We start from the raw sequence: 19,626 nt of genomic DNA, 5'->3' as shown, positions 1-19,626 counted from the left end.
TGAGGTCCAGGGCATTGATTGGCCCTGGTAAGCCGACTGCAAGGAAGGCCCAAACCCTCAGCGGGAGTAGGAAGACCCAACAAGCGAATGCCGGTTGCCGAAAGGCAGCAGGAAAACGTGAACCAGGTCCTGATGCCTCCGTCAGGGGTTCGCGCATAACTGGCCGGATAGGGGCGGAGTGCCCCGACCTGAAAGGGTGCTGACGTGGGTCTGGTGAGCCCGTGCAGACACGATGACCAAGAACACCAGAACCGAAGGGCAAGTTGGACGCCATGACGACACAGACGGTCGGGGCGGCTCAGATCGCCACGAGCGCGGCCGTGATGGCGAACGGACCGGAGGACGCGTCCGAGGAATGGCAGTCGATCGACTGGCGTGCCGCCGAGGACGAGGTAAGGCGTTTGCGGCAACGTATCTTCACGGCTTCGCAGGCCGGAGATCTGGCCAAGGTCAGGAATCTCCAGAAACTGATGCTCCGTTCCCGCGCCAACGCCCGCGTAAGCGTGCGGCGGGTCACGGAGATCAATGCTGGCCGCGTGACAGCGGGAATCGACGGAAAAGTCGCACTGCTACCTCAGGAGAAAGCCGAATTGGCCACCTGGGTTCAGGTGCGCGCCGAACCGTGGAAACCCAAGCCTGTCAAGCGGGTGTATATATCCAAGGCGAATGGAAAACGGCGACCGCTCGGGATTCCCGTGATCAGCGACAGGTGCCTCCAGGCTCTGACGCTCAACGCACTGGAACCTGAGTGGGAGGCACGCTTCGAGGCGAGATGCTATGGCTTTCGTCCCGGACGTGGCTGTCATGACGCGATCGTAGCCATCCATACGACGGCGAGCGGAAAGAACGCTCAACGCCTGTGGGTGCTCGATGCTGATCTGAAAGCGGCATTCGACCACATCGACCACGAGTATCTGCTGAAGTCATTGGGAACGTTCCCTGCAAGGGGAATGGTAGCTAGATGGCTGAAGGCGGGCGTGGTCGAAAATGGTCTGCTCACGGCCACCACGGAGGGAACTCCACAAGGCGGCGTGATCAGTCCCACGCTGTTGAACATCGTCCTGCATGGCATGGAAAAGGCAGCCGGGGTCCGTTACCAAAAGCTCGGCAACAATGCCGCGCTCACGGCATCGAACTCCCCGGTCTTGGTCACCTACGCCGACGACCTTCTCGTCCTCTGCCACACTAGGCAACAGGCCGAGCAGGTCAAAGCTAGGCTATCCGCGTGGCTGGCCCCTCGGGGTCTGGCCTTCAACGAGGACAAGACGCGTATCGTCCACCTCAATGAGGGTTGCGACTTTCTAGGGTTCACCATCCAACGCCATCGCGGAAAGCTGCTGACCAAACCGAGCAACTCTGCCCTGCGGCGGATCCGGAAAAGGCTATCCGATGAAGTGACGGCCCTGCGTGGAGCCAACGCGGAAGCGCTGATAGCTAAGCTCAACCCGATCATCAAGGGCTGGGCTGCCTATTACCGGATCGGGGTATCCAAACGAGCGTTTGCCTCCTTGGATGCCCATGTGTGGAGGCAGGTCTATAAATGGGCCAAACTCTCCCATCCGAACAAGTCGAAACATTGGGTGGCTGCCCGATATTTTGGCATGTTCAATCCGTTCAGGCGCGACACGTGGGTATTCGGCGATCGCGCAAGCGGCCACTACCTGCGCAAGTTCGCCTGGACACCCATTGTCCGGCACCGGATGGTGCCAGGAACGGCGTCGCTCGACGACCCGACCCTGGCCGAATTCTGGGCCAAGCGGCGCCATCGCAACACGCCCCCGCTGAGCACGGCCACTCTGCGCCTGATGAAGGCTCAAAACGGCCATTGCCCGTACTGCGGAGAGCTGTTGCTACACGCCGACCATGAGCCGCAAAGCCCTGAAGAATGGGAACAGTGGCTCAAAGGCACCCGCAAGGCGATCCGTAAATCCGCGATCATCGCCGACACGGGGCATGGCAGGCCGGACCAACCCGCCGCACCACGTCTGGTCCACACGCACTGCCACCGACGGTTAACAACCGCCAGCCGGCAGGCTCCAGCATTTTCGCGGGCCCGCGAGCCATAGGGCTTGCTTGAGCCGGTTGCCCGGAAACGGGCACGGCCGGTTCTGAGGGGGCGGGGACGCAGCAATGCGTCCCCGCTACCCGACGACGTCTGGGCCCGCGTCGCCGCCCACCGGCCCGCCCCCGACCCCGCGCAGGCCGACCGGCTCACCCCCGCCGTCCAGCGGTTGATGTCCGTCGACACCGGCCCCGGCAGCGCACTCGCCACCGGCACCCTCGCCTTCGCCGCCCCCTGGATCGACACCCACACGCTGGCCGGCCAGGGACTGCGCCGCCTCGCCCACGACGGCCACCTGACCCGGGGCCTGCGCGCCGTCTGCGCCCAGCACCTGCTCTTCCACTTCAACCGGCTCGGCCTGCCCCCCATCGCCCAGGGCGTCCTCGCCACCACCGCCGGCCGCGTCGTCTTCGGACAGGAGTGACGATGGCCCAGCTGACCGAGACCACCGGCCGCTTCCCCCTCTCCCCCCGCTTCCGCCCGCCGTGCCGGCCGCTGGAGGACCGGGTGCGCCGCCTGGGCGAGCTCGCCGTGCAGGCCGACGACACGGCCGAGACCACGGTCGCATCGTCGGTGCACAACGGTGCCGCACTGCTGGCCTGCGACGTCGGCCTGCACGGCCTGGCCCGCAAGCTGTGCGCCGACCACGCCGAGATCTTCTTCGCCGTCCGGCCGCTGCCGGGGAAGGAGGCGTGCTACTCCCTCGCCCCGCTGGTCAACCTGGCGAGCCTGCGGATCCGCGAGGACGACGCCGACCAGGCGTTCCGCATGCTCCACGAACTCAACCGCGCGGTCGCCGCCCGCGCCGACACCACCGTGGACGGCATCACGGTGCCCGTCGGCACGCTCACCGCCACCGACGCGGACCACACCGAGATGGTGCGGTGGATGCGCGGCACGTTCCTCTTCGACGGCGCCCGCGCACTGGTACGGGCCGGCCGGTGGGCGCAGGCCCACGATCACCTCGCGCGGCCCGGCACGATCGGACGGCGCATGTTCGAGGGCCGGCAGATCGCCGTGCTCGCCCTCGCCTGCGGCGGCGACACCGAAGGCGCGCTCGACCTGATCGCCGCCACCCTGCCCGGCGACCCCTGGGAAGCCACCGTCACCGCCTGCCTGGCCACGCTGTGCCGCCGGCACGCCGGGCACCCTGCCGCCGACCCCGCCCCGATGCTCGACGGCTACGAGCAGCACCAGCGTGAACCGCGGTTCGCCGTCTTCGACACCCGCCTCGGACTCTCCCTCATCGAGGCCGCCGGCGGCACCGGCCAGCCGGCCGCCGCCAGTACCGCCCGCTCCCTGATCGCCCGGACGCTGGAGCACGGCGACGGCTACGCCGCCCGGGAAGTCCTCGCCCACCCCGGCTGCTCCGGCCTGCTGACCGGCACCGAGCGCGAGCGGCTGACCGCCACCGTGGCCGCCTGCGGACTCGGCACCGAGCTGATCCCTCTCCAGCTGCGGAACGACCTCACCGCGGCACTGGAGCGCAGCCGCTCGGTGCTGGTGCGCAGCCTCGCCGGCAAGGAGCGGTGATGGACTACCAGAGCCGGCCCCGGGTCCTGGTCGTGGACGTGGAGGGCAACGGCGCCCAGCCGCCGGACCTGGTCGAGGTCGCCGCCACCCCCGTGGTGGCCGGGCAACCGGTGCCCTCGTCGGCACGCTCCAGCCTGATCCGCCCGCCGGGAACCAGCACCTTGCCGACAGCGTCGAGTAACGACATGGACTCGGAAAGTGATGCGCGCCGGACGGTTGCCGTCGTCGCCGACAACGACACCGCGATCACCTACCTGCAGTGACCTTCCGGCCCGGGGACATCGTCCTGGTCAAAGGCTCCCGCTCCGGGATGCGCCGGCAGATCGCCGAAGCGCTCGCCGGGCAGGAAGTCACCGCCTGGGGCGGCTGGAACGACGACAAGGAGAACACCCCGACGTGATCTCGTACACGCTGCTCGCCCAGCAGGCCCTCGAGGAGGGCAAGGAGAAGCTGGCCGCCGGAACGGTGGTGCTCGACCCGGACGGCCGGATCCTGATGCTGCGCCGCCAGGCCGGCGACGTCCTGCCGGGTCTGTGGGACTACCCGGCCGGCGGCCTGCTGCCGGGTGAGGACCCGCTGCTCGGCGCGGTCCGCGAGCTGGCCGAGGAAACCGGCATCCGGCTGGCGCCGCAGAAGCTGGCGTACTGCCGGCACCTGGACTTCACCAATACCCGGGGCAGGCGGACCCGCCAGTTCGTCTTCACCGTCACCGTACCGGCCGCTACCACGGTGGTGCTCTCCGAGCACGACGAGTGGGGCTGGTTCCGGCCCGACGAGCTGCCGCCGACCAGCGACGGCTACCGTGAGGTGATCGGCTGGCTCACCCACCGCCTCGGAGCCGGCTGGCACCCGGTCGGCGAGTACGTGCAGACGATCGCCCGGCCGATGGTTTACGGCTGCTTCCTGGTCCGCGACCCGGAAGGCCGGGTCCTCGCGATGCGCAACGCCGTGGACACCGGTCGCTGGGACTGGCCGGGCGGGAACGTCGAACATGGCGAGAGCCCGTACCAGGCAGCTCTGCGCGAGGCCCACGAGGAGATCGGCCTCGACCTGCTCGCCGAGAACCCGGACGCCGTCGGCCGGCAGCGGCTCATCGCGGTGATCTACCAGGAGGCCGACGCCGTCCGGCCGGTCCCGTCGTGCGGCTACGTGTTCGACGGCGGTGTGCTCACCGCCGAACAGCAGGCCCGCATCGTCCTGGACCCCGCCGAGCACACCGAGTACCGCTTCGAGACGGACTACAACTGGCGCCACCACCTCACACCCGCCGAGTACCGGCTCGACCTCCAGGTGATCCGCGCCGCCCGCTCCCGAACGGTGCTGTACCTGGAGCGCCCCGTGCCGCCGGACCAGGACTTCGAGGGCGTCATCGTGTTCGTGACGAACCGACACGGGCACCTGCTGATGCACCATCGCGATCAGAAGGACGGCATCGCCTGGCCCGGCCACTGGACGCCGATCGGAGGATGGCGAGAGCGCGACGAGACGCCGGCCGAGACCGCGGTGCGCGAAGTCCTGGAGGAAGCCGGCATCGAGATCTCCGACGTGCGGCCGCTGCCCGGGCCCCGGCACGAGCTGGTCTCGCCGATGTCGCGGGTGCTGCGCGCGGTCTACGACGGCCCGCCGGAAGCGATCCGGCTCGGAGACGAGGGCCAGGCCGTCGCCTGGGTGCCGTTCACCGAGGCGACGGCCCGCACGGTGCCGCCCTACCTCGCCCATTACCTGCAGCTCATGAACCAGTAGGAGGACACACCACGAGGCGCGGGAGTCTCCCCGGTCATCGCCCGTACGAGGCCATCACTGGACGAGACCGGGGCTGCGCTGCCGGGGCACCGAGGCGAAGCCCGACGAATACCTGCCAGAGGCCGCACAGCCTGAGCCGGGCGCTCGCGCGGGCACCGCGGTGCGGCACCGGACGAGCCCACCGGGCCCGGGTCTGTCCGTGCCGTGCACGATTCTGGGGACAGCCACACCGGTTAGCGTCAGAGGAAGACTTCCGAGAGGGCGATGCACATGATCAAGCGCGGCGAGTTCAGCGTGACGGTGAACATCGACGACACCCCCGACGACCTCGCCACGGCCGCCGAGCGCCGACTGCTGCGCGCGTTCTTCGCTGGGGTCTCTCCATGAAGAGGTGGTGCACACGTGGCGCGACGAAACCAGGAAGTGGTGATCACGAGCTCACTGCTGGCACCGCTGCTTCGGCCGCATCGGCAGCCGCTCGACCGCGGCGGGGCACTGCGGCCCAGGTGACCAGGGAGAGCAGGGCCGCAGCCGCGAGTAGCAGCAGCCAGTAGCCGGAACCGAGCCGGGCCGGGCCGAGCGCGGAGGCCGCTGCCGCATTGGCGAGCGTGCCGCCCAGAGCCACACCCAGGCCGACCATGCCGAACGCGGTGGCCCGCTGCGCGGCGGGGACCGCCTGGGCCACTTCGCCGTCGAGCCGCGGGTCCACGATCACCTCGCCGACGGTGAAGAGCACCACGCCGAGGAGCAGGAAGGCGATGGAACCCTCACTGAACAGGCCGAAGCCGAGAGCCATCGCGCCCAGGCCGAACGCGATGACCGCCGCTGAGTTGACCAGCCTGCCGAGGCGGGCGGAGAACACGAGCTGCAGGACTACTACGGCCACCGCGTTCACGGTGTACAGGACACCGACGAAGGCCTTGCCCTGTTCGGCGGCGGCGGTGATCGGCATTGCGTACTCGATCTGCACGTAGCAGAAGCCGAAGACCACGGCCGTCGCGATGATCCAGATCATGCGCGGGCAGGTGCGCAAGACCTGGAGCACACCCGGCTTGGCAGCTGCCGCGGTGCCCGTTGTGGCCGACTGCTCCTGGGTGTGCGGAATGCGGTGCCGCAACCGCCAGAACGGCACCAGCAGGGCGAGGAACAGCGCTGCGGCAACCAGGAATCCGATGCTCGGTGAGGCGAGCAGCAGGAACAGGCCGCCGACCAGCGGGCCGAGGGCCGTGCCCGCGTTGTTCGCGGTGCTGCGCAGGGCGAAGATCGAGGTGGTCGCCGCCCGTCCTTCGACCAGCCGGGACAGCGCCGCCTTGCCGGCGGGGATGTACAGGGCGCTGCCAAGGCCGAGGAGGCCGCAGGCGATCACGGCTCCGGCATCCGAGGCCACCGTGACGATCAGCACGTACGACAGTGCTCGCATCAGGAGACCCAGGCACATGGTGCGTACCGTGCCGATTCGGTCGGCGACCGAACCGCCGAAGATCATCAGGCCTTGCTGGGCCCAGAGTTTGGCAGTGAATGCCGTACCGACGGCCAAGGGGGAGATGCTCTGCTCGGTGGTGAGGTAGACCGCCAGATAGGGCAGCACCAGATTGCTGCCGAAGGTGATCGCGAAGTTGCCGAACAGCAGCAGCAGGCAGCCGGGGGTCTCGCGGACGAGGGCGAAGGTCTTTCGCACTAGTAGCTCCAGTGGTCGGGGCGGCAGATGGGCATCACTCGGTCGCCCCGGTCGAGGGTTCGGGCTCGATAACGGTCTCGGACTCGACCCAGGTTCTGAGTTCGTCGATCGCCTGCTCGACTTCGGCACGGGTCGCGCCCACGGCCAGCGCTGAGGCGAAGTTCTCCACGCTGGCGTGCGCCGTGTGCAGCCGAGTTCCCGACTGCACGGCCACCTTGAACTCGCTGATGCCCGGGATGAGGCACTCGCCGGGCACGGCGCGCAGCAGTCCGGGGCGGGGCGGGAAGAGGGCGAGCCCGCCGATGCGGGCCGGTTCCGAGGGGATCGGGGGCAGCTCACCGCCGGCCAGCGCGCGGACGTAGAGCTCGGGCAGATGCACCCCGAAGCCGAGCCGGATCTGGTCCTCGATACGGCCGCCGGCCATACGGCAGGCGATCTCGTTGAACACCAGGCCATCCGCGGTGCCGAAGATCTCGGCATGGAAGATCGAGGTGCCCGGCGTCGGCAGGGTCTCCAGCGCGGTCAGGGTCAGCTTGCGGAGCGCTTCCAGACGGTGGTCGTCCACGTCCAACATGGAGCTGTGCAGCATCTTGCCGGTCAGCATGCCGAGGCAGGTGCTGGCGCCCTGAGACGACGGCCAGATCAGCCTGACCTGCCCGTCGATGACGAGGCCGTCGATGTGGAAGAGCTCGTGATCCACATAGGCCTCGACGAGCAGGGGCGCGCCGTCGTCGCCGCCCAGCTCTTCGGAACGGGCCGCGTAGTTCCACAACTCATCCTCGTCCTGCAGGACCTCGACGCCCATCGAGCCGCCTCCCCGGCGCGGCTTGACCACCACGGGAAAGCCGTGCTGCCGGGTGAAGCGCAACAGTGCGGTGACGTCCGGGACCGCCGCGTACGGGACCAACACAATGCCCACCCGGGCAAGCAGATCCTTCATCAGCAGCTTGTCGCGAAAGGCCGCGGCACTCTGTTCGCTCTGGCCGGGCAGACCGAGCAGCTCGCGCAGCCGGGCGGCTCGCAGCAGATCGAACTCGGACAGCGCGATGATCTCGTCGAGGCCGAACTCGGAGTGCAGGCGGAGCACTTCGCGCTCTACGAGGACATTGTCGTGGTAGTCGGTCAGCGGGAGAGCCGCATCGAAGGAGGTGAGCTGTGCCGTGCGGACAGTGTCGTCGGCGCTCAGTGCGCGCGCGTCCGTGATGAGGAGGAGCCGGTGTCCGTCACCGATCCACTGCCGGTAGGGGCGGATGTCGAGCGCGCTGCGGTTGAGGATCAGGTAGTTCACTGCTGCGGTGCCTCGATCTCGATACGGAAGACCTCGTACACGTGGGCGACCGCTGCCTCGGCCTCCTCGACGGAATCCGCCCGCAGGAAGACCAGGCCGCTGGCGGCCGCCGAGTTGAGCCGCTCCGGTACGGTCTCGCCCACCTGACGGAGCATCTTCACGTCGATGACCGACGGCAGGGACCGCAGCTCCTCGGCCCCGGTCATGGCGACGATGCGGCCGGGCTCGAGCGGCAGATAGCAGTGCGCGATGACACCCTGCTCGAGGACACGGTCCAGCTTCGGCTCCAGTCCGAGGGCGAGCAGCAGGCAGGCCTGCCATACATCGACACCGGTGTGCAGCGCGAGCGCATCCGGGATGCCGCCACCGGCCGGACGACAGGCGATCTCGCCGGCGATCAACCCGTCCTCGGTGCCGAAGAACTCCATGTGGGTGACGCCGTCGGTGAGCCCGAGCGCGGCGACCGCACGGGTGTGCAGCTCCTCCATACGGGCCCGCACGAGATCACCGGCGGGGAGCGTCATCGAGCCGAACGTCGCGCCATGGTCCAGGACCGGCACCAGGTAGCGGGAGGACGCGGCGAAGACGACCTTCCCGTCCTGCACCAACCCGTCGCAGTGGTACTCGGCGGTCATCTCCACGAACTTCTCGACGACCAGCGGAACCCGCAGCGCCCGGATCGGGGAGGCCTCCGGCGAGACGCTGAACTCCTCGAACTGCTCCGGGGTGTTGAGCACGCGGACATCAATGGACCCGCCGCCGATCATCGGCTTGACCACCACCGGCCAGCCCAGTTCGGCGGCGAGCGCCGGCACCTGGTCCAGGCTGTGGGCGAGCCGGAAGTCCGCAACCGGCAGCCCTGCCCGGTGCATCAACTGCTTCATGGCGTACTTGCTGGAGAAGGCGTGGGCGACCTCGGATCCGGTGCCGGGGATGCCGAAGTAGGTGCGGACGTATCCCGTCTGGGCCTGGCCGAGCTCGAACGGTGCGAAGATCCGGTCGATGCGCCGCTCCCGCAGCACCCGCAGCACCTCGAGCCTGAGCGCCTCGGGGTCCTGAACGTCGTGGATGAGGCGTACGTCGACATCGGGCCCGTACTGCTGCGCGTGACCGGGCTCGGTGATCACGGTGAGGTGACCGATCTCCGCAGCGGTGCGGACACGGTCGGGGAGGAGATTCTTCTTGACATGGACAAGGAGGACATTCATTGCTGGTCGCCTTTCACCCGGCGATCACCGGGAGGTGGGGGTGTGGTCTGGTTTCGACTCAGTCCGACCTATTCCGGGCAGGGGGTTCGGCGTTCCTCACGCCACAGGCCGAGAGCCCGCTGCGCGGCCCGGTCGGAGTAGCTCATGAGTACCGACTCCTCGTCGGCTTCGTGGTGCACCCAGGACCAGCTCGGTACGACCACGACGTCCCTGGCCTGCCAGTCCAAGACCTGGTCTCCGATGTGGGTGCGGCCACGTCCCTCGATCGGCAGCAGGACGGTCGCGTCAGTGGAGCGGTACGAGGCGGAGCGCCAGCCCGACGGGAGGAACTGCGCCCAGGCGGACATGGTCGACAGCACATCGCCCCCGGTGAGCGGATTGGCATAGGCCACCTTGACGCCGTGCCAGGGGTCCGGGGCAGAGCCCTTCGCGAGGCGGGCAAGCACCTCACGGGTGCGGGTGTACGGGTAGGACACGATGGGGGAGGCACCGCCGCCGGGCCTGCTGCCCACCGGGAGCAGCCCCGCGCCGTAACGGGCCGGCGAGTCCCCGGCCGGCCGGGTCACCGGTCGCACCGCCTCGGCGGAGCGCTCAAGGAAGGAGGTGTCGAAAAAGCTGACCACCGGGATGTCGAGGGCGTCCAGCCAGATGGTCGGGCCGCCCCCGTCGCTGCCGTGCTCATGCCAGGTCATCGGTGGGGTGAGGACCAGGTCCCCGGTCTCCATCAGCACCCGCTCCCCCTCGACCACGGAGTACGCACCGCTGCCTTCGACGATGATGCGCAGAGCCGACTGGCTGTGCCGATGGCTCGGGGCGATCTCGCCGGGCAGCACCAACTGCAGTCCGGCATAGAGCGAGGTCGTCACCTTTGAACTGCCCGGCAGGCCGGGGTTCTCAAGGATCAGCACCCGCCGCTCGGCTTCCTCAGCGGTAATGGCTTCTCCGGCGGCGAGCAGCTCGGGCCGTACGTCCGCGTAGCGCCAGCGGTGGGCGCGGCAGCCGCTGCGCGGCTCGGGGGTGATCAGGCTGGCGAGACGGGTCCACAGCGCGGCCAGATGCTGGTCGCCAATGCGGTCGTAGTACGCGTCGAGGCTCATCAGGTCTTCCTCAAGGGAGAGTTCGAGATGTCGGGCCGGAGCTCAGTGCTCGTACAGCCAGGACAACTTGTTGTGCAGGGCAGCCTCGTCGAGCGTGGCGAGCATGCTGTCACGTGCTTCGGCGGCCCGGCCCTGCGGGTGGTAAAGCTCCTTGCCCAGCAGGCGGGAAACCGTCTGGACATGTGCCGTACGCTCCCGGCGGTCGGCGGTGTAGCGGGCGAACACCTTGACAAAGTCAGGATGTTCGCCGTCGATGTGACCGGCGAGACAGGCCGCGTCCTCCAGCGCCATGCAGGCGCCCTGAGCCGCATACTGCAACATGGGGTGGGCCGCGTCACCGAGCAGCACCACACGCTCCTCCTGCCAGTTCTCCAGCGGTGGCCGGTCGCACAGCACCCAGCGCCGCCAGTCGCCGCCGGCCTCCACCAGCGAGCGGGCCTCGGCACACACCGACGCAAACTGCCGGGCCACCTCCTCGTCGCTGACAGGCTCACCGGATACGGCCTCGGTCGCGCCGCTGTCGCAGGTGATGACCGCGTTGTAGTAGGCGCCGCCGACCAGCGGGTAGTGCACAAGGTGGCACTTGGGCCCTGCCCATAACACCGCGGCGGACTGCCGCAGCGCGGCGGGCATACGGTCGCTGGGAATGAGAGAGCGGTAGGTGACATGCCCGGACACCCGGGGCGCTCCGTCACCGGCGAGTTGCTGTCGCACTGCGGAGTGCAGGCCGTCCGCGCCAACGAGTGCGGCTCCGCTCACGCCCTCGCCGCCGGCGAGGAACACCCGTACGCCGTCACCGATCTGCTCGTACCGCTGCACGGCACAGCCCGGGCGCAGCACGACACCGGCGTCGCGACACGCCCGAAGGAGTGTGCGGTGCAACTCGCCGCGGTGGACCACTGCGTACGGGGCGCCGAACCGCTCCCGGAAGCGCTCGCCAAGTGGCAGCCAGGTCAACGGACCGCCCTGCACCGCGTCCATGAGGCGAAGCTCCTCAATGAACACCGCGCACTGATAGGGCAGTTCACCAATACCGAGCCGGGTCATCGCCTTGAAGGCGTTCGGGCCCAGCTGAATCCCGGCACCGAGCTCTCGGAACTGCTCGCTGCGCTCCAGCACGATGACCTGTTGGCCCGCCCGGACCAGGCCCAGAGCGGTGGCAAGTCCTCCGATGCCGCCGCCCGCGACGATCACGGGTGTCATACGGCCGCCAACCCGATCTCGTGGAGCACTGGCGCCAGGCGGGTCAGTGCGACGGCCGTCTCCTGCGCTCCGTGCACCATAGCGAGCCGCAGATACCCCTTGCCGGGGTGCGAGCCGTCCCAGCCCGCGGGGCCCAGATAGCTACCCGGCACGCCGCGGACCGCCGCGTCCCGCCATGCCCGCACCGCTGCCTCTTCGTCGTTGCGGACTCGCAGCCACAGGAACATCCCGGCCTCCGGCTTCCGGTATCCCGGAAGCCGGGCCAGGATCCGGTCGGCGGCGGCGAAGGTGTCCCGATAGCTCTCCCGTACGGCATTGACGTGCGTTTCGTCGGCCAGCAGCTCGGCCGCGGCGGCGAGATTCGGCAACGGGGTGGTGCCGCCGATGTAGGAGCGCAGCGCGATGAAGGCGGCGATCAGCGCACGGTCACCCGCGACGATGCCGGTCCGTAGGCCGGCCGCGCTGGAGCGCTTGGACAGCGAGTTGACGACCAGGACGTTGCGGAACGGGTCGCCCTCGCCGTCGTGCATCTCCTGGCAGACCTGCAGTGCGCCGGTGGGTTCGTCACCCAGGTAGATCTCCGAGTAGCACTCGTCGACGGCCAGGATGAAGCCGTACGTCCTGGCCAGGGTGATCGCCCGGCGCAAATAGCTGACCGGGGCGATGGCGCCCTCGGGGTTGCTCGGAGTGCACAGGATCAGCATGGCGGTGCGCGGGCCGCGGTCCTCATCGATCAGGCCGAGGTCCGGGAGATGGCCGTGTGCGGCGACGGCGGGCATGTTGAAGGCCTGCAGTCCGCACAGCGCGGCGGCCGCCCGGTACGGCGCGTAGTGCGGGGTGGGCATGGCGAGCAGGCGTCGGGAGCTGTCGGTGGCGTCGGCGAGCAGTCCCAGCTGGAAGAGCGCTTCACGCGCGCCGGAGGTGGGGAACACCGCATCCATGCCGACGGTGCCCTGCGGCAGGCCGAAGCGGTTTTCGAGCCAGCCGGCCGCGGCACGGCGGAACCAGTCCGGGCCCTGGTTCGGCGGGTACTTGCCCAGCAGGTCCTGTCGGGCTCCGAGGGCTGCGCCCAGCCAGGCCGGTGGTGCGAAGCGGGGTTCACCGATGGTGAGGTCGACCGGGGTGACACCGAGAGCGGGGTCGATTCCTTCGAGAAGGGCGGCGATCCGCGGGAAGGGGTGCATGCCCAGTTCGGACACGGCGGGGTTGGTACTCATCACGGGTCAAATGACCTTTCGACAAGGGAGACAGGAGTGCGAAGGGCCAGTCAGCGTCGGAACATCGACGCCGGGACGATCCCCTCGATCTCCACCAGCAGGTCATCACGGCAGATGTCCACGTTCAGGAAGGCCACCCGGGTCTCGGGCGGGAACGCATCAGCGCACGCGGCACGTACCACGGGCAGGTGTTCCTCGTGCCTCACATACGCCTTCACCCAGCGCAGATCCTTGAGGCCGTGACCGCCGTCCAGACCACCGAGCTGTAGATTGCCGGAGCTGACCAGATGGGCGATATTGCTCAGGGAGAGCTCGCACTGCGCGGCGATGTCGCCCGCATGCAGCGTGTGGTGGCCGGTGATGCTCGCAGTGCCGGAGACGTAGACCGCACCGTGGCTTTCGTCCCCGCCTGCCGGCACGAGCCTGGTCGCCCGTGCGAAACTCGGCGACTTCGGACCGTACTGCCGCGGGTACTCGTACGCGGGAACCTGGCGGCGGTTCTCGATATTCTGGGCCGTGCCCGTGCGGGAGGCCAGGAAGAAGAAGGCGACGCCACTGCCCCGGGAGCCGATGCCGGTGGCCGCCGGCATGCAGTGAACTCGGTCCGGCTTGGCCTCGAAAGCCTCCGCACGGCCGACACAGAAGTCCCGGTAGATCTCCAGGCCTTCGGCGTTGTCCGCGTTGATCCCGCCGATAAAGTTCCACATACGGAAGACACGGCGGTAGTCGAGCTCGTCCATCAGCTCGAACGCGGCCTCGTAGGATTTCCGGGTCTGTTCCCGATACGTCCCGCTCGCGGGGATGCTGCCCGCACAGAACAGGTACTCGCCGTCATGGGCGTAGGCCAGGCCCTGGTATTCGCCGCTGTCCGCGACGGTGTCCGTGCGCCAGATCTCGGTGAAGCTGTCGAATCCCGGGGAGGCCATGTGCACGCCGATCTCCGGGGCTCCGTCATGCAGTGCAGGCCGGGTGGACACCTCACCGAAGATCACGCGGCCGAGGACATGCCTGTCCTCGGGAAGGGGGCTCTGCTCGCCCTCGAACTGGAATATGGAGTCAAGCTGGTTATGCTTCATTCGGGCTCTTCTCGATCGGACCGTCGAGGGTCGTTGGCCCCCATCAGATGATCTTGATCGAATGCCAAACGATCTTGATCGCATTAAACGGTTAGCTGTGATCACGAGGGCCGACGCCCTGATCGGCTGCCAAGACGGCAGGCTGTTGGCCCGAGATGCTTTCTGCATGCCCCGCGGGACATCCTCGCTCCGGCAGGACAGCGGTTGATTCCCGTGAACTGCCCGGGTCGGGTGTGACCGTCGGCAACACCCCACCCGGCGGATCGCGTCGACTGGGCATCGGCTGGAGGAATCTCAGTGCCACCCGGTACAGGTCTCGCCGTCGGAGAAGCAAGCAGTTGCTTCGAGCGACGGCGCGACGCCGCCGGCCGCGGGGAGGGGCCTCAGTGCGCGTTGGTGTAGAGGTAGCCGCCGGTGTCCCAGTTGTAGATGGCGAGCTTGATGGTCTTGCCCGCGTCGGAGCGCCCGTAGTCGGTGGCTCCCCACCAACCGTTGCCCTCGTCGATGGTGGCGGGAGTACCGGACCAGTCCCACCCGCTGCCGTTCCAGGTCAGGGTCCACAGGTTCTGGCCCTGGTGGGTGGTGTTGAGGAACGCGTCGATGTACTCGTGACCGTCGCTCCCCCAGTACACGTTCATCTGCGCGTAGTCGCCGGTGGAGCCGACAGCGTCGCACCAGTGGTAGTTGCTGGTCGCGCACGCGACCCGGGAACTCGGCTGCTGGGGCGCGGCGGCGGCCGGCGCGGCGGCGGCGATGGTGCCGCCGATGAGCGCCGTGCTCGCCGTGAGCGCGGCCAGTGCTGCACGGATCTTGACGATTGACATCGTTGTCTCCTGTCGGTGTGGACAACGGTAGGGACTGTGCGGCGGTCCGAACCGTGGGGTCCTGGATGCCGTTGCGCTTCACGGGTGCGGCGGAACGCGGCCCGTACCGGCGGTGGTGTCCCCGGGGCGTGGTCGTGCCAGCGCCAGGCCCGACCGTTGCTGTGCCTTGGCCCCGGCACGGTTCGAGTTTTCACAGCCGACCGGTTGTTGCGCAGCCCTTCTCGCCAGACGAAACAAAATGCCGCTTCGCAGGTCGGAAGGACCGCTGGAACGAGACAGGCTGATGAGAAGCCGTTGCAGCGGGTTTCCCCGGCCCGTAGGTTGACGCTCCGGTGGTGTCGCCGATGGGGGAGGACACAGGATGGGGCGCCAGGAGGGCCCGCTGGATCCGGCTGCCGGGCCGGTCCAGCGCTTCGCGTTGGAGCTGCGCAAGCTGCGCCGGGATGCGGGGGACGTCACCTACCGGGTCATGGCCGGCCGTACCCGGTATTCGGTCGCGACGCTGTCGCGGGCGGCCGGCGGGCAGCAGCTCCCGTCGCTGCCGGTGGCATTGGCCTATGTGGAGGCCTGTGGCGGGGACCTCGCAGAGTGGGAGCGGCGTTGGCACGCCGCGGTGCGGGACGTGGCCGCGGAGGACGGTGATGATGCCGATGCGCCGTACCGGGGCCTGGCCCGCTTCGAACCGGGTGACCGGGAGCGGTTCTTCGGCAGGGACAGGCTCGTCGCCGACCTGCTCGGACTGGTGGACTCCCGTCGTCTGGTCGCCGTCGTAGGCGCCTCGGGCAGCGGCAAGTCCTCCTTGCTCCGCGCCGGACTGATCCCGGCGCTCCGGGACCGGGGTGCTACGGGCACGGGTCCGGCTGCCATTCGGATCTTCACTCCGGGCCCGCGGCCCGCCTCCGAGCACGCCGCGCTGGTCGCGCCCGGGAACGGCACGGGCGACACGGTGCTGGTGGTGGACCAGTTCGAGGAGGCGTTCACGCTGTCCACCGAGCCGGCGGAGCGTGCCGCCTTCATCGGTCTACTGCTGGCGGCGTGTGAGCCGGAGAGCCGATTACGAGTGGTCCTGGCGGTGCGGGCGGACTTCTTCGGACGCTGCGCGGAGCACCACGGGCTCGCCGTGGCCCTGCGGGAGGCCACGCTGCTGGTCGGGCCGATGAGCTCGGCGGAGCTGCGGGAGGCGATCGTCAATCCGGCCGCCGGCGCGGGCCTGATCGTCGAGCGCGCCCTGACCTCGAGGATCATCGAGGAGGTCGACGGCGAGCCGGGCGGTCTCCCGTTGCTGTCGCACGCCCTGCTGGAGACCTGGCGCCGCCGCAAGGGCAGGACACTGACAGAGGCCGCCTACGAAGCCGCCGGAGGTGTGCACGGCGCCATCGCCCGCACCGCGGAACAGACCTACAACCGCCTGACGCCGCAGCAGGCCGCCGTCGCCCGGCGCATCCTGCTGCGACTGGTCACCCCGGGAGAGGGCGCGCAGGACACCAGCCGACCCGCAGACCGCACCGAACTCGAGTCTCTCGGTACCGGTGACGCCGACACCGCAGCGGTGCTGGAAAGCCTGACCCGCGCCAGGCTGATCACCTTGGACGGAGACACCGTCCACCTGGCGCACGAGGCTCTGATCAGCTGCTGGCCGCGCCTGAGCGCGTGGGTCGAAGACGCCCGCGAAAGGCTGCGCCACCACCGGCACCTCACCGAAGCCGCCAAGGCCTGGGAGGAACTGGGCCATGACCCCGGAGCGCTCTACCGGGGCACCCGCCTGGCAGCGGCCGAAGCCACCTTCGCCGGCGCCGGGCACCGCGACGACCTCACCCCGCTGGAGTCCCGCTTCCTCACCGCCGCCCTCACAGCCCGCGACCAGGAGAACCGGAAGACCGCGCGCTCCGCCCGGCGGCTGCGCACCCTGCTCGCCACACTGTCCGCCCTGGTCGTGCTCGTCCTGCTGGCCGGGGTGATCGCGTGGCAGCAAAGCCTGACCGGCGAACGCCGCCGCACGGAGGCCGCCGCCCGCCGGGCCGCCGCGGTGGCGGACGGCATGCGCTCGTCCGACCCGGTCACGGCGATGCGGCTGAGCGTCGCCGCGTGGAAGACCGCCGATCTACCCGAGTCACGGTCCGCGCTGCTCGGCGCAGCCGTCCAGCCGGACCAGGACGTCTTCACCGACCCCCCGTCGAGCAAAGCCGTCCCGCAGACCCACTTCCTCAGCGGCGACGGCCGCACCCTGGTCGGTGTCGGCCGGGACGAGGTGGTGAAGTGGGACGTCGGCACGCACCGGCGAGTGGCAACACTCCCCGGCCTGGGGGCCGAGGCCGAGGACGTGGAGGACATGAGCGCCGACGCCCGAACACTCGCCGTGTTCGGACTCGATCATGTGAACGTGTGGGACCTGCCGGCGGAGAGTACGGGCGGATCCCCGGTGACACGCCACCCGTTCGACCCCGGTCTGACCGGGACCGCGGCCCGGCTCGGTCCGAGCGGGCGGACCCTGGTCCTCTTCGCGACCGAGGGCACGGACGACGTGGTCCAGGTCCGGGACAGCCACAGCGGCCGGCTCCTGCTCGAACGACGCACCGGGGGCGGCGTACACAGAACGCCCACCCGCGACGAGACGCGCCGGGTACCGGAGGTCAGGCAGCGGCGGATGTGGGGAGAGTGGCCCCGCCTGGAGAACTTCCCGTATCCCGAGGCGTCGGTCAGCCAAGACGACCGCCTGATGGCGCTGTGCGTTCCGGGCGGGCCGGTCCAGGTGTGGAACGTGCCCGAGCAGCGCGAGGTCCCGCTCGCCGGGGCTCCCGACGCCACCGCGCAGCAGTGCCTGGACCAGGCCGTCGGGTTCTCACCGGACAGCCGCCGGTTGGCGGTCGTCGACAGCGGCGGCGTCCGGATCTGGGACATCGCCTCGGGAACGGAACTCCCGCGGGTCGAACACGCCGACCTCAGGGAGGCGTCGTTCAGCGCGGACGGAACGCTCATGGTGGCATCGGACGGCAAGGAGGTGCTGCTGTGGCGCCTCGACATCCCGTCGGTCCCGCTCCTGCGGCATCCACTCGCCAACACCGACGCCAGCCAGTTCAGGCTGGATCCGGACGAACACCGGATCCGCTACCAGGAGGGCTCGACCGGAGCCGCGGTGCGCACCATCGACCTCACGAACGTCCTCGCCCCGGCCTGGACGAGCCAGCCGATCTCAGCCGCCGTGTTCAGCCCGGACGGCAGCACGCTCGCCACCCTGCTGTCGTCCGCAGGCGACCACACGCACCACATCCGACTGCGGGACCTCCGCGGCGGAGGACACGTCGTCGACCTGCCCGTCCTGTCCTGCCTGCCGCCTCCCGAGGGCAGACAGCTCTCCTTCTCCTGCACCGTCCTCATGGCGTTCCGTCCCGACGGGCGAGCCTTCGCCTACGGCATCGTCGACCACAGGCAGCCGACTTCACCACCCAGAGTGTCCGTCTGGGACGTCTCCGCCGGCCGCACAACCGCGACCCTGGATCTCGCGGCTCCCGAACGGCGTGCGGTGGACGACGTCAATGCGATCGCCTTCACACCGGACGGAAGGTCGCTCCTGGTGTCACGGATGCCGCAGCAGGAGGCCCTGGAAGTCTGGGACCTGCCCCAACGGGCCAGGACCCGGGTGCTCTCCGGCCTTGGCGGGGAGCAACTCGCCGTCCGGCCGGACGGACGGCTCCTCGTCACCTCCCACAACCAACTCGCCGACCTGCCGTCAGGCCGAGTGGTCCCTCGTACGCTCACCCAGAACACGACGCACACCGTGGCGTTCAGCCCGGACGGCACGTACCTGGCCACCGGCGACGAAGCCGGCCGCGTCACGCTCTGGGACGGCAACGCCGAGCGGAACCTGGGCGTACTGCCCGGCAGCTTCAGACCCAACGCCACGGGAGCGTTCGACCCCATCTCCGCATTGGCCTTCTCCCACGACGGCCGCATCCTGGCCGCCGCGGGCACCGACGGCACACTGCGGATGTGGGACCTCCCATCCCACCAGCCACTGGGCCCCGCCGTCCCCACGACAGGAGGCGCCACCCTCTCCCTGGCCTTCGGCCCCGACGACCGCACCCTGCGCATAGCGACCGAGCACGTACCGGCACACGAGATCACGGTCGCCCCGGACCAGGAAGCCGCCGGCATCTGCGAACGAGCCGGAGGCGGACTGCCGCAATCCGACTGGGACACATACCTCCCCGAGGTGCCCTACCGGAAGGTCTGCTGACCCCGACGGCTTCACCGTCGACGAGCGATGGACGGTCACCCGCACGACCAGGCCGGAAGGCATCGCGTCGGCCTGTGTCAACGGTCACTGAGATGCCCGGGTGGGATGCCGTGGCTTGCCGACATGCGCGAAGCACCGGAGGACCGCACCGTACGGAGCTTCCTGTCAGCGATCCGCGTCGGCGACCTGCGTGGTGGGGTCGCGTCAGAGGTCACCCGCTCCGGGGTGGCGGTGACGTTGGACGGGTTCCCGACGAGACCGCTGGGGTTCGTCGGCTCGTTGGACCTGCCCTGGGGCGGCCTCGGAGCGAGGATGTGGAGGTCGGTCGGCGGATCACCGCTGAGGTCATCGCCGTCGACCGGCCTGCGACGGTGGACGGGCTGTGGTTCGACACCCCGGTCATCGACGCGAACGACGAGGCCCTGACCCGGGCAGGTGGACGAAGGCGTCCAGGAACCCGGTC

At 69.3% G+C, this 19,626-nt stretch carries 16 protein-coding genes; 8 read left to right on the top strand and 8 right to left on the bottom strand.

Features of this window, described 5'->3' with window-relative positions:
- Positions 1-272: 272 nt before the first annotated feature.
- The 7 genes from ltrA (at position 273) to ACWDD9_RS31395 (ending at position 5,725) form a co-directional block, all read left to right on the top strand.
- Positions 273-2,066 carry a group II intron reverse transcriptase/maturase gene (gene ltrA, locus ACWDD9_RS31425; protein WP_449813452.1) on the top strand — a complete coding sequence of 598 codons (1,794 nt, stop codon included), beginning with the start codon at positions 273-275 and terminating at the stop codon, positions 2,064-2,066.
- 168 nt (positions 2,067-2,234) lie between these two features.
- Complete coding sequence (locus tag ACWDD9_RS31420; RefSeq protein WP_449813451.1) at positions 2,235-2,486, top strand: hypothetical protein; 252 nt, start codon at positions 2,235-2,237, stop codon at positions 2,484-2,486.
- A gap of 2 nt (positions 2,487-2,488) precedes the next feature.
- A complete protein-coding gene (locus ACWDD9_RS31415; protein WP_449813450.1) occupies positions 2,489-3,595 on the top strand; it encodes a hypothetical protein in 1,107 nt (368 codons plus the stop codon).
- A complete protein-coding gene (locus ACWDD9_RS31410; protein WP_449813449.1) occupies positions 3,595-3,858 on the top strand; it encodes a hypothetical protein in 264 nt (87 codons plus the stop codon). The genes ACWDD9_RS31415 and ACWDD9_RS31410 overlap by 1 nt, the downstream gene beginning before the upstream one ends.
- Positions 3,855-3,995, top strand: a complete 141-nt coding sequence (locus ACWDD9_RS31405) for a hypothetical protein (protein ID WP_449813448.1) — start codon at positions 3,855-3,857, stop codon at positions 3,993-3,995. The genes ACWDD9_RS31410 and ACWDD9_RS31405 overlap by 4 nt, the downstream gene beginning before the upstream one ends.
- A complete protein-coding gene (locus tag ACWDD9_RS31400) occupies positions 3,992-5,338 on the top strand; it encodes an NUDIX hydrolase (protein WP_449813447.1) in 1,347 nt (448 codons plus the stop codon). The genes ACWDD9_RS31405 and ACWDD9_RS31400 overlap by 4 nt, the downstream gene beginning before the upstream one ends.
- A 264-nt stretch (positions 5,339-5,602) precedes the next feature.
- Complete coding sequence (locus ACWDD9_RS31395) at positions 5,603-5,725, top strand: hypothetical protein (protein WP_449813446.1); 123 nt, start codon at positions 5,603-5,605, stop codon at positions 5,723-5,725.
- 43 nt (positions 5,726-5,768) lie between these two features.
- On the opposite strand, the gene ACWDD9_RS31390 is transcribed toward ACWDD9_RS31395, so the two are convergent.
- From ACWDD9_RS31390 to ACWDD9_RS31355, 8 genes are all read right to left on the bottom strand, one after another.
- Entirely contained in the window at positions 5,769-7,016 is a 1,248-nt protein-coding gene (locus tag ACWDD9_RS31390) for an MFS transporter (protein ID WP_449813445.1), read from the bottom strand.
- A gap of 34 nt (positions 7,017-7,050) precedes the next feature.
- Positions 7,051-8,304, bottom strand: a complete 1,254-nt coding sequence (locus ACWDD9_RS31385; RefSeq protein ID WP_449813444.1) for an ATP-grasp domain-containing protein — start codon at positions 8,302-8,304, stop codon at positions 7,051-7,053.
- Positions 8,301-9,512 carry an ATP-grasp domain-containing protein gene (locus tag ACWDD9_RS31380; protein ID WP_449813443.1) on the bottom strand — a complete coding sequence of 404 codons (1,212 nt, stop codon included), beginning with the start codon at positions 9,510-9,512 and terminating at the stop codon, positions 8,301-8,303. Before ACWDD9_RS31380 ends, ACWDD9_RS31385 begins: the two co-directional genes overlap by 4 nt.
- Before the next feature lie 68 nt (positions 9,513-9,580).
- The gene (gtdA, locus tag ACWDD9_RS31375; protein ID WP_449813442.1) at positions 9,581-10,609 is read right to left on the bottom strand and encodes a gentisate 1,2-dioxygenase; all 1,029 of its coding nucleotides are present in this window, start codon (positions 10,607-10,609) and stop codon (positions 9,581-9,583) included.
- A 42-nt stretch (positions 10,610-10,651) separates the two neighbouring features.
- Complete coding sequence (locus ACWDD9_RS31370) at positions 10,652-11,812, bottom strand: 3-hydroxybenzoate 6-monooxygenase (protein WP_449813441.1); 1,161 nt, start codon at positions 11,810-11,812, stop codon at positions 10,652-10,654.
- Positions 11,809-13,029 carry an aminotransferase class I/II-fold pyridoxal phosphate-dependent enzyme gene (locus tag ACWDD9_RS31365; protein ID WP_449813440.1) on the bottom strand — a complete coding sequence of 407 codons (1,221 nt, stop codon included), beginning with the start codon at positions 13,027-13,029 and terminating at the stop codon, positions 11,809-11,811. Before ACWDD9_RS31365 ends, ACWDD9_RS31370 begins: the two co-directional genes overlap by 4 nt.
- A gap of 50 nt (positions 13,030-13,079) precedes the next feature.
- Positions 13,080-14,105 carry an FkbO/Hyg5 family chorismatase gene (locus ACWDD9_RS31360; RefSeq protein ID WP_449813439.1) on the bottom strand — a complete coding sequence of 342 codons (1,026 nt, stop codon included), beginning with the start codon at positions 14,103-14,105 and terminating at the stop codon, positions 13,080-13,082.
- 383 nt (positions 14,106-14,488) lie between these two features.
- Positions 14,489-14,929 (bottom strand): hypothetical protein, encoded by a 441-nt coding sequence (locus tag ACWDD9_RS31355; protein ID WP_449813438.1) that lies wholly within the window; start codon positions 14,927-14,929, stop codon positions 14,489-14,491.
- A gap of 361 nt (positions 14,930-15,290) precedes the next feature.
- On the opposite strand from ACWDD9_RS31355, the gene ACWDD9_RS31350 reads away from it, so the two are divergent.
- A complete protein-coding gene (locus ACWDD9_RS31350; RefSeq protein ID WP_449813437.1) occupies positions 15,291-19,163 on the top strand; it encodes an nSTAND1 domain-containing NTPase in 3,873 nt (1,290 codons plus the stop codon).
- Positions 19,164-19,626 lie beyond the last annotated feature (463 nt).

It is taken from the genome of Kitasatospora sp. NPDC001119 (genome assembly GCF_053598475.1).
Note: the sequence above shows the minus strand (reverse complement) of the source record. Positions and strands in the feature narration are given on the sequence as shown.

Excerpts from the sequence above, each read along its gene's own strand:
- ACWDD9_RS31395 (WP_449813446.1), top strand. The coding sequence starts at position 5,603 with ATGCACATGATCAAGCGCGGCGAGTTCAGCGTGACGGTGAACATCGAC.
- ACWDD9_RS31360 (WP_449813439.1), bottom strand. The coding sequence starts at position 14,105 with ATGAAGCATAACCAGCTTGACTCCATATTCCAGTTCGAGGGCGAGCAG.
- ACWDD9_RS31380 (WP_449813443.1), bottom strand. The coding sequence starts at position 9,512 with ATGAATGTCCTCCTTGTCCATGTCAAGAAGAATCTCCTCCCCGACCGT.
- ACWDD9_RS31350 (WP_449813437.1), top strand. The coding sequence starts at position 15,291 with ATGGGGCGCCAGGAGGGCCCGCTGGATCCGGCTGCCGGGCCGGTCCAG.
- ACWDD9_RS31365 (WP_449813440.1), bottom strand. The coding sequence starts at position 13,029 with ATGAGTACCAACCCCGCCGTGTCCGAACTGGGCATGCACCCCTTCCCG.
- ACWDD9_RS31355 (WP_449813438.1), bottom strand. The coding sequence starts at position 14,929 with ATGTCAATCGTCAAGATCCGTGCAGCACTGGCCGCGCTCACGGCGAGC.
- gtdA (WP_449813442.1), bottom strand. The coding sequence starts at position 10,609 with ATGAGCCTCGACGCGTACTACGACCGCATTGGCGACCAGCATCTGGCC.
- ACWDD9_RS31370 (WP_449813441.1), bottom strand. The coding sequence starts at position 11,812 with ATGACACCCGTGATCGTCGCGGGCGGCGGCATCGGAGGACTTGCCACC.
- ACWDD9_RS31420 (WP_449813451.1), top strand. The coding sequence starts at position 2,235 with ATGTCCGTCGACACCGGCCCCGGCAGCGCACTCGCCACCGGCACCCTC.
- ltrA (WP_449813452.1), top strand. The coding sequence starts at position 273 with ATGACGACACAGACGGTCGGGGCGGCTCAGATCGCCACGAGCGCGGCC.
- ACWDD9_RS31410 (WP_449813449.1), top strand. The coding sequence starts at position 3,595 with ATGGACTACCAGAGCCGGCCCCGGGTCCTGGTCGTGGACGTGGAGGGC.
- ACWDD9_RS31415 (WP_449813450.1), top strand. The coding sequence starts at position 2,489 with ATGGCCCAGCTGACCGAGACCACCGGCCGCTTCCCCCTCTCCCCCCGC.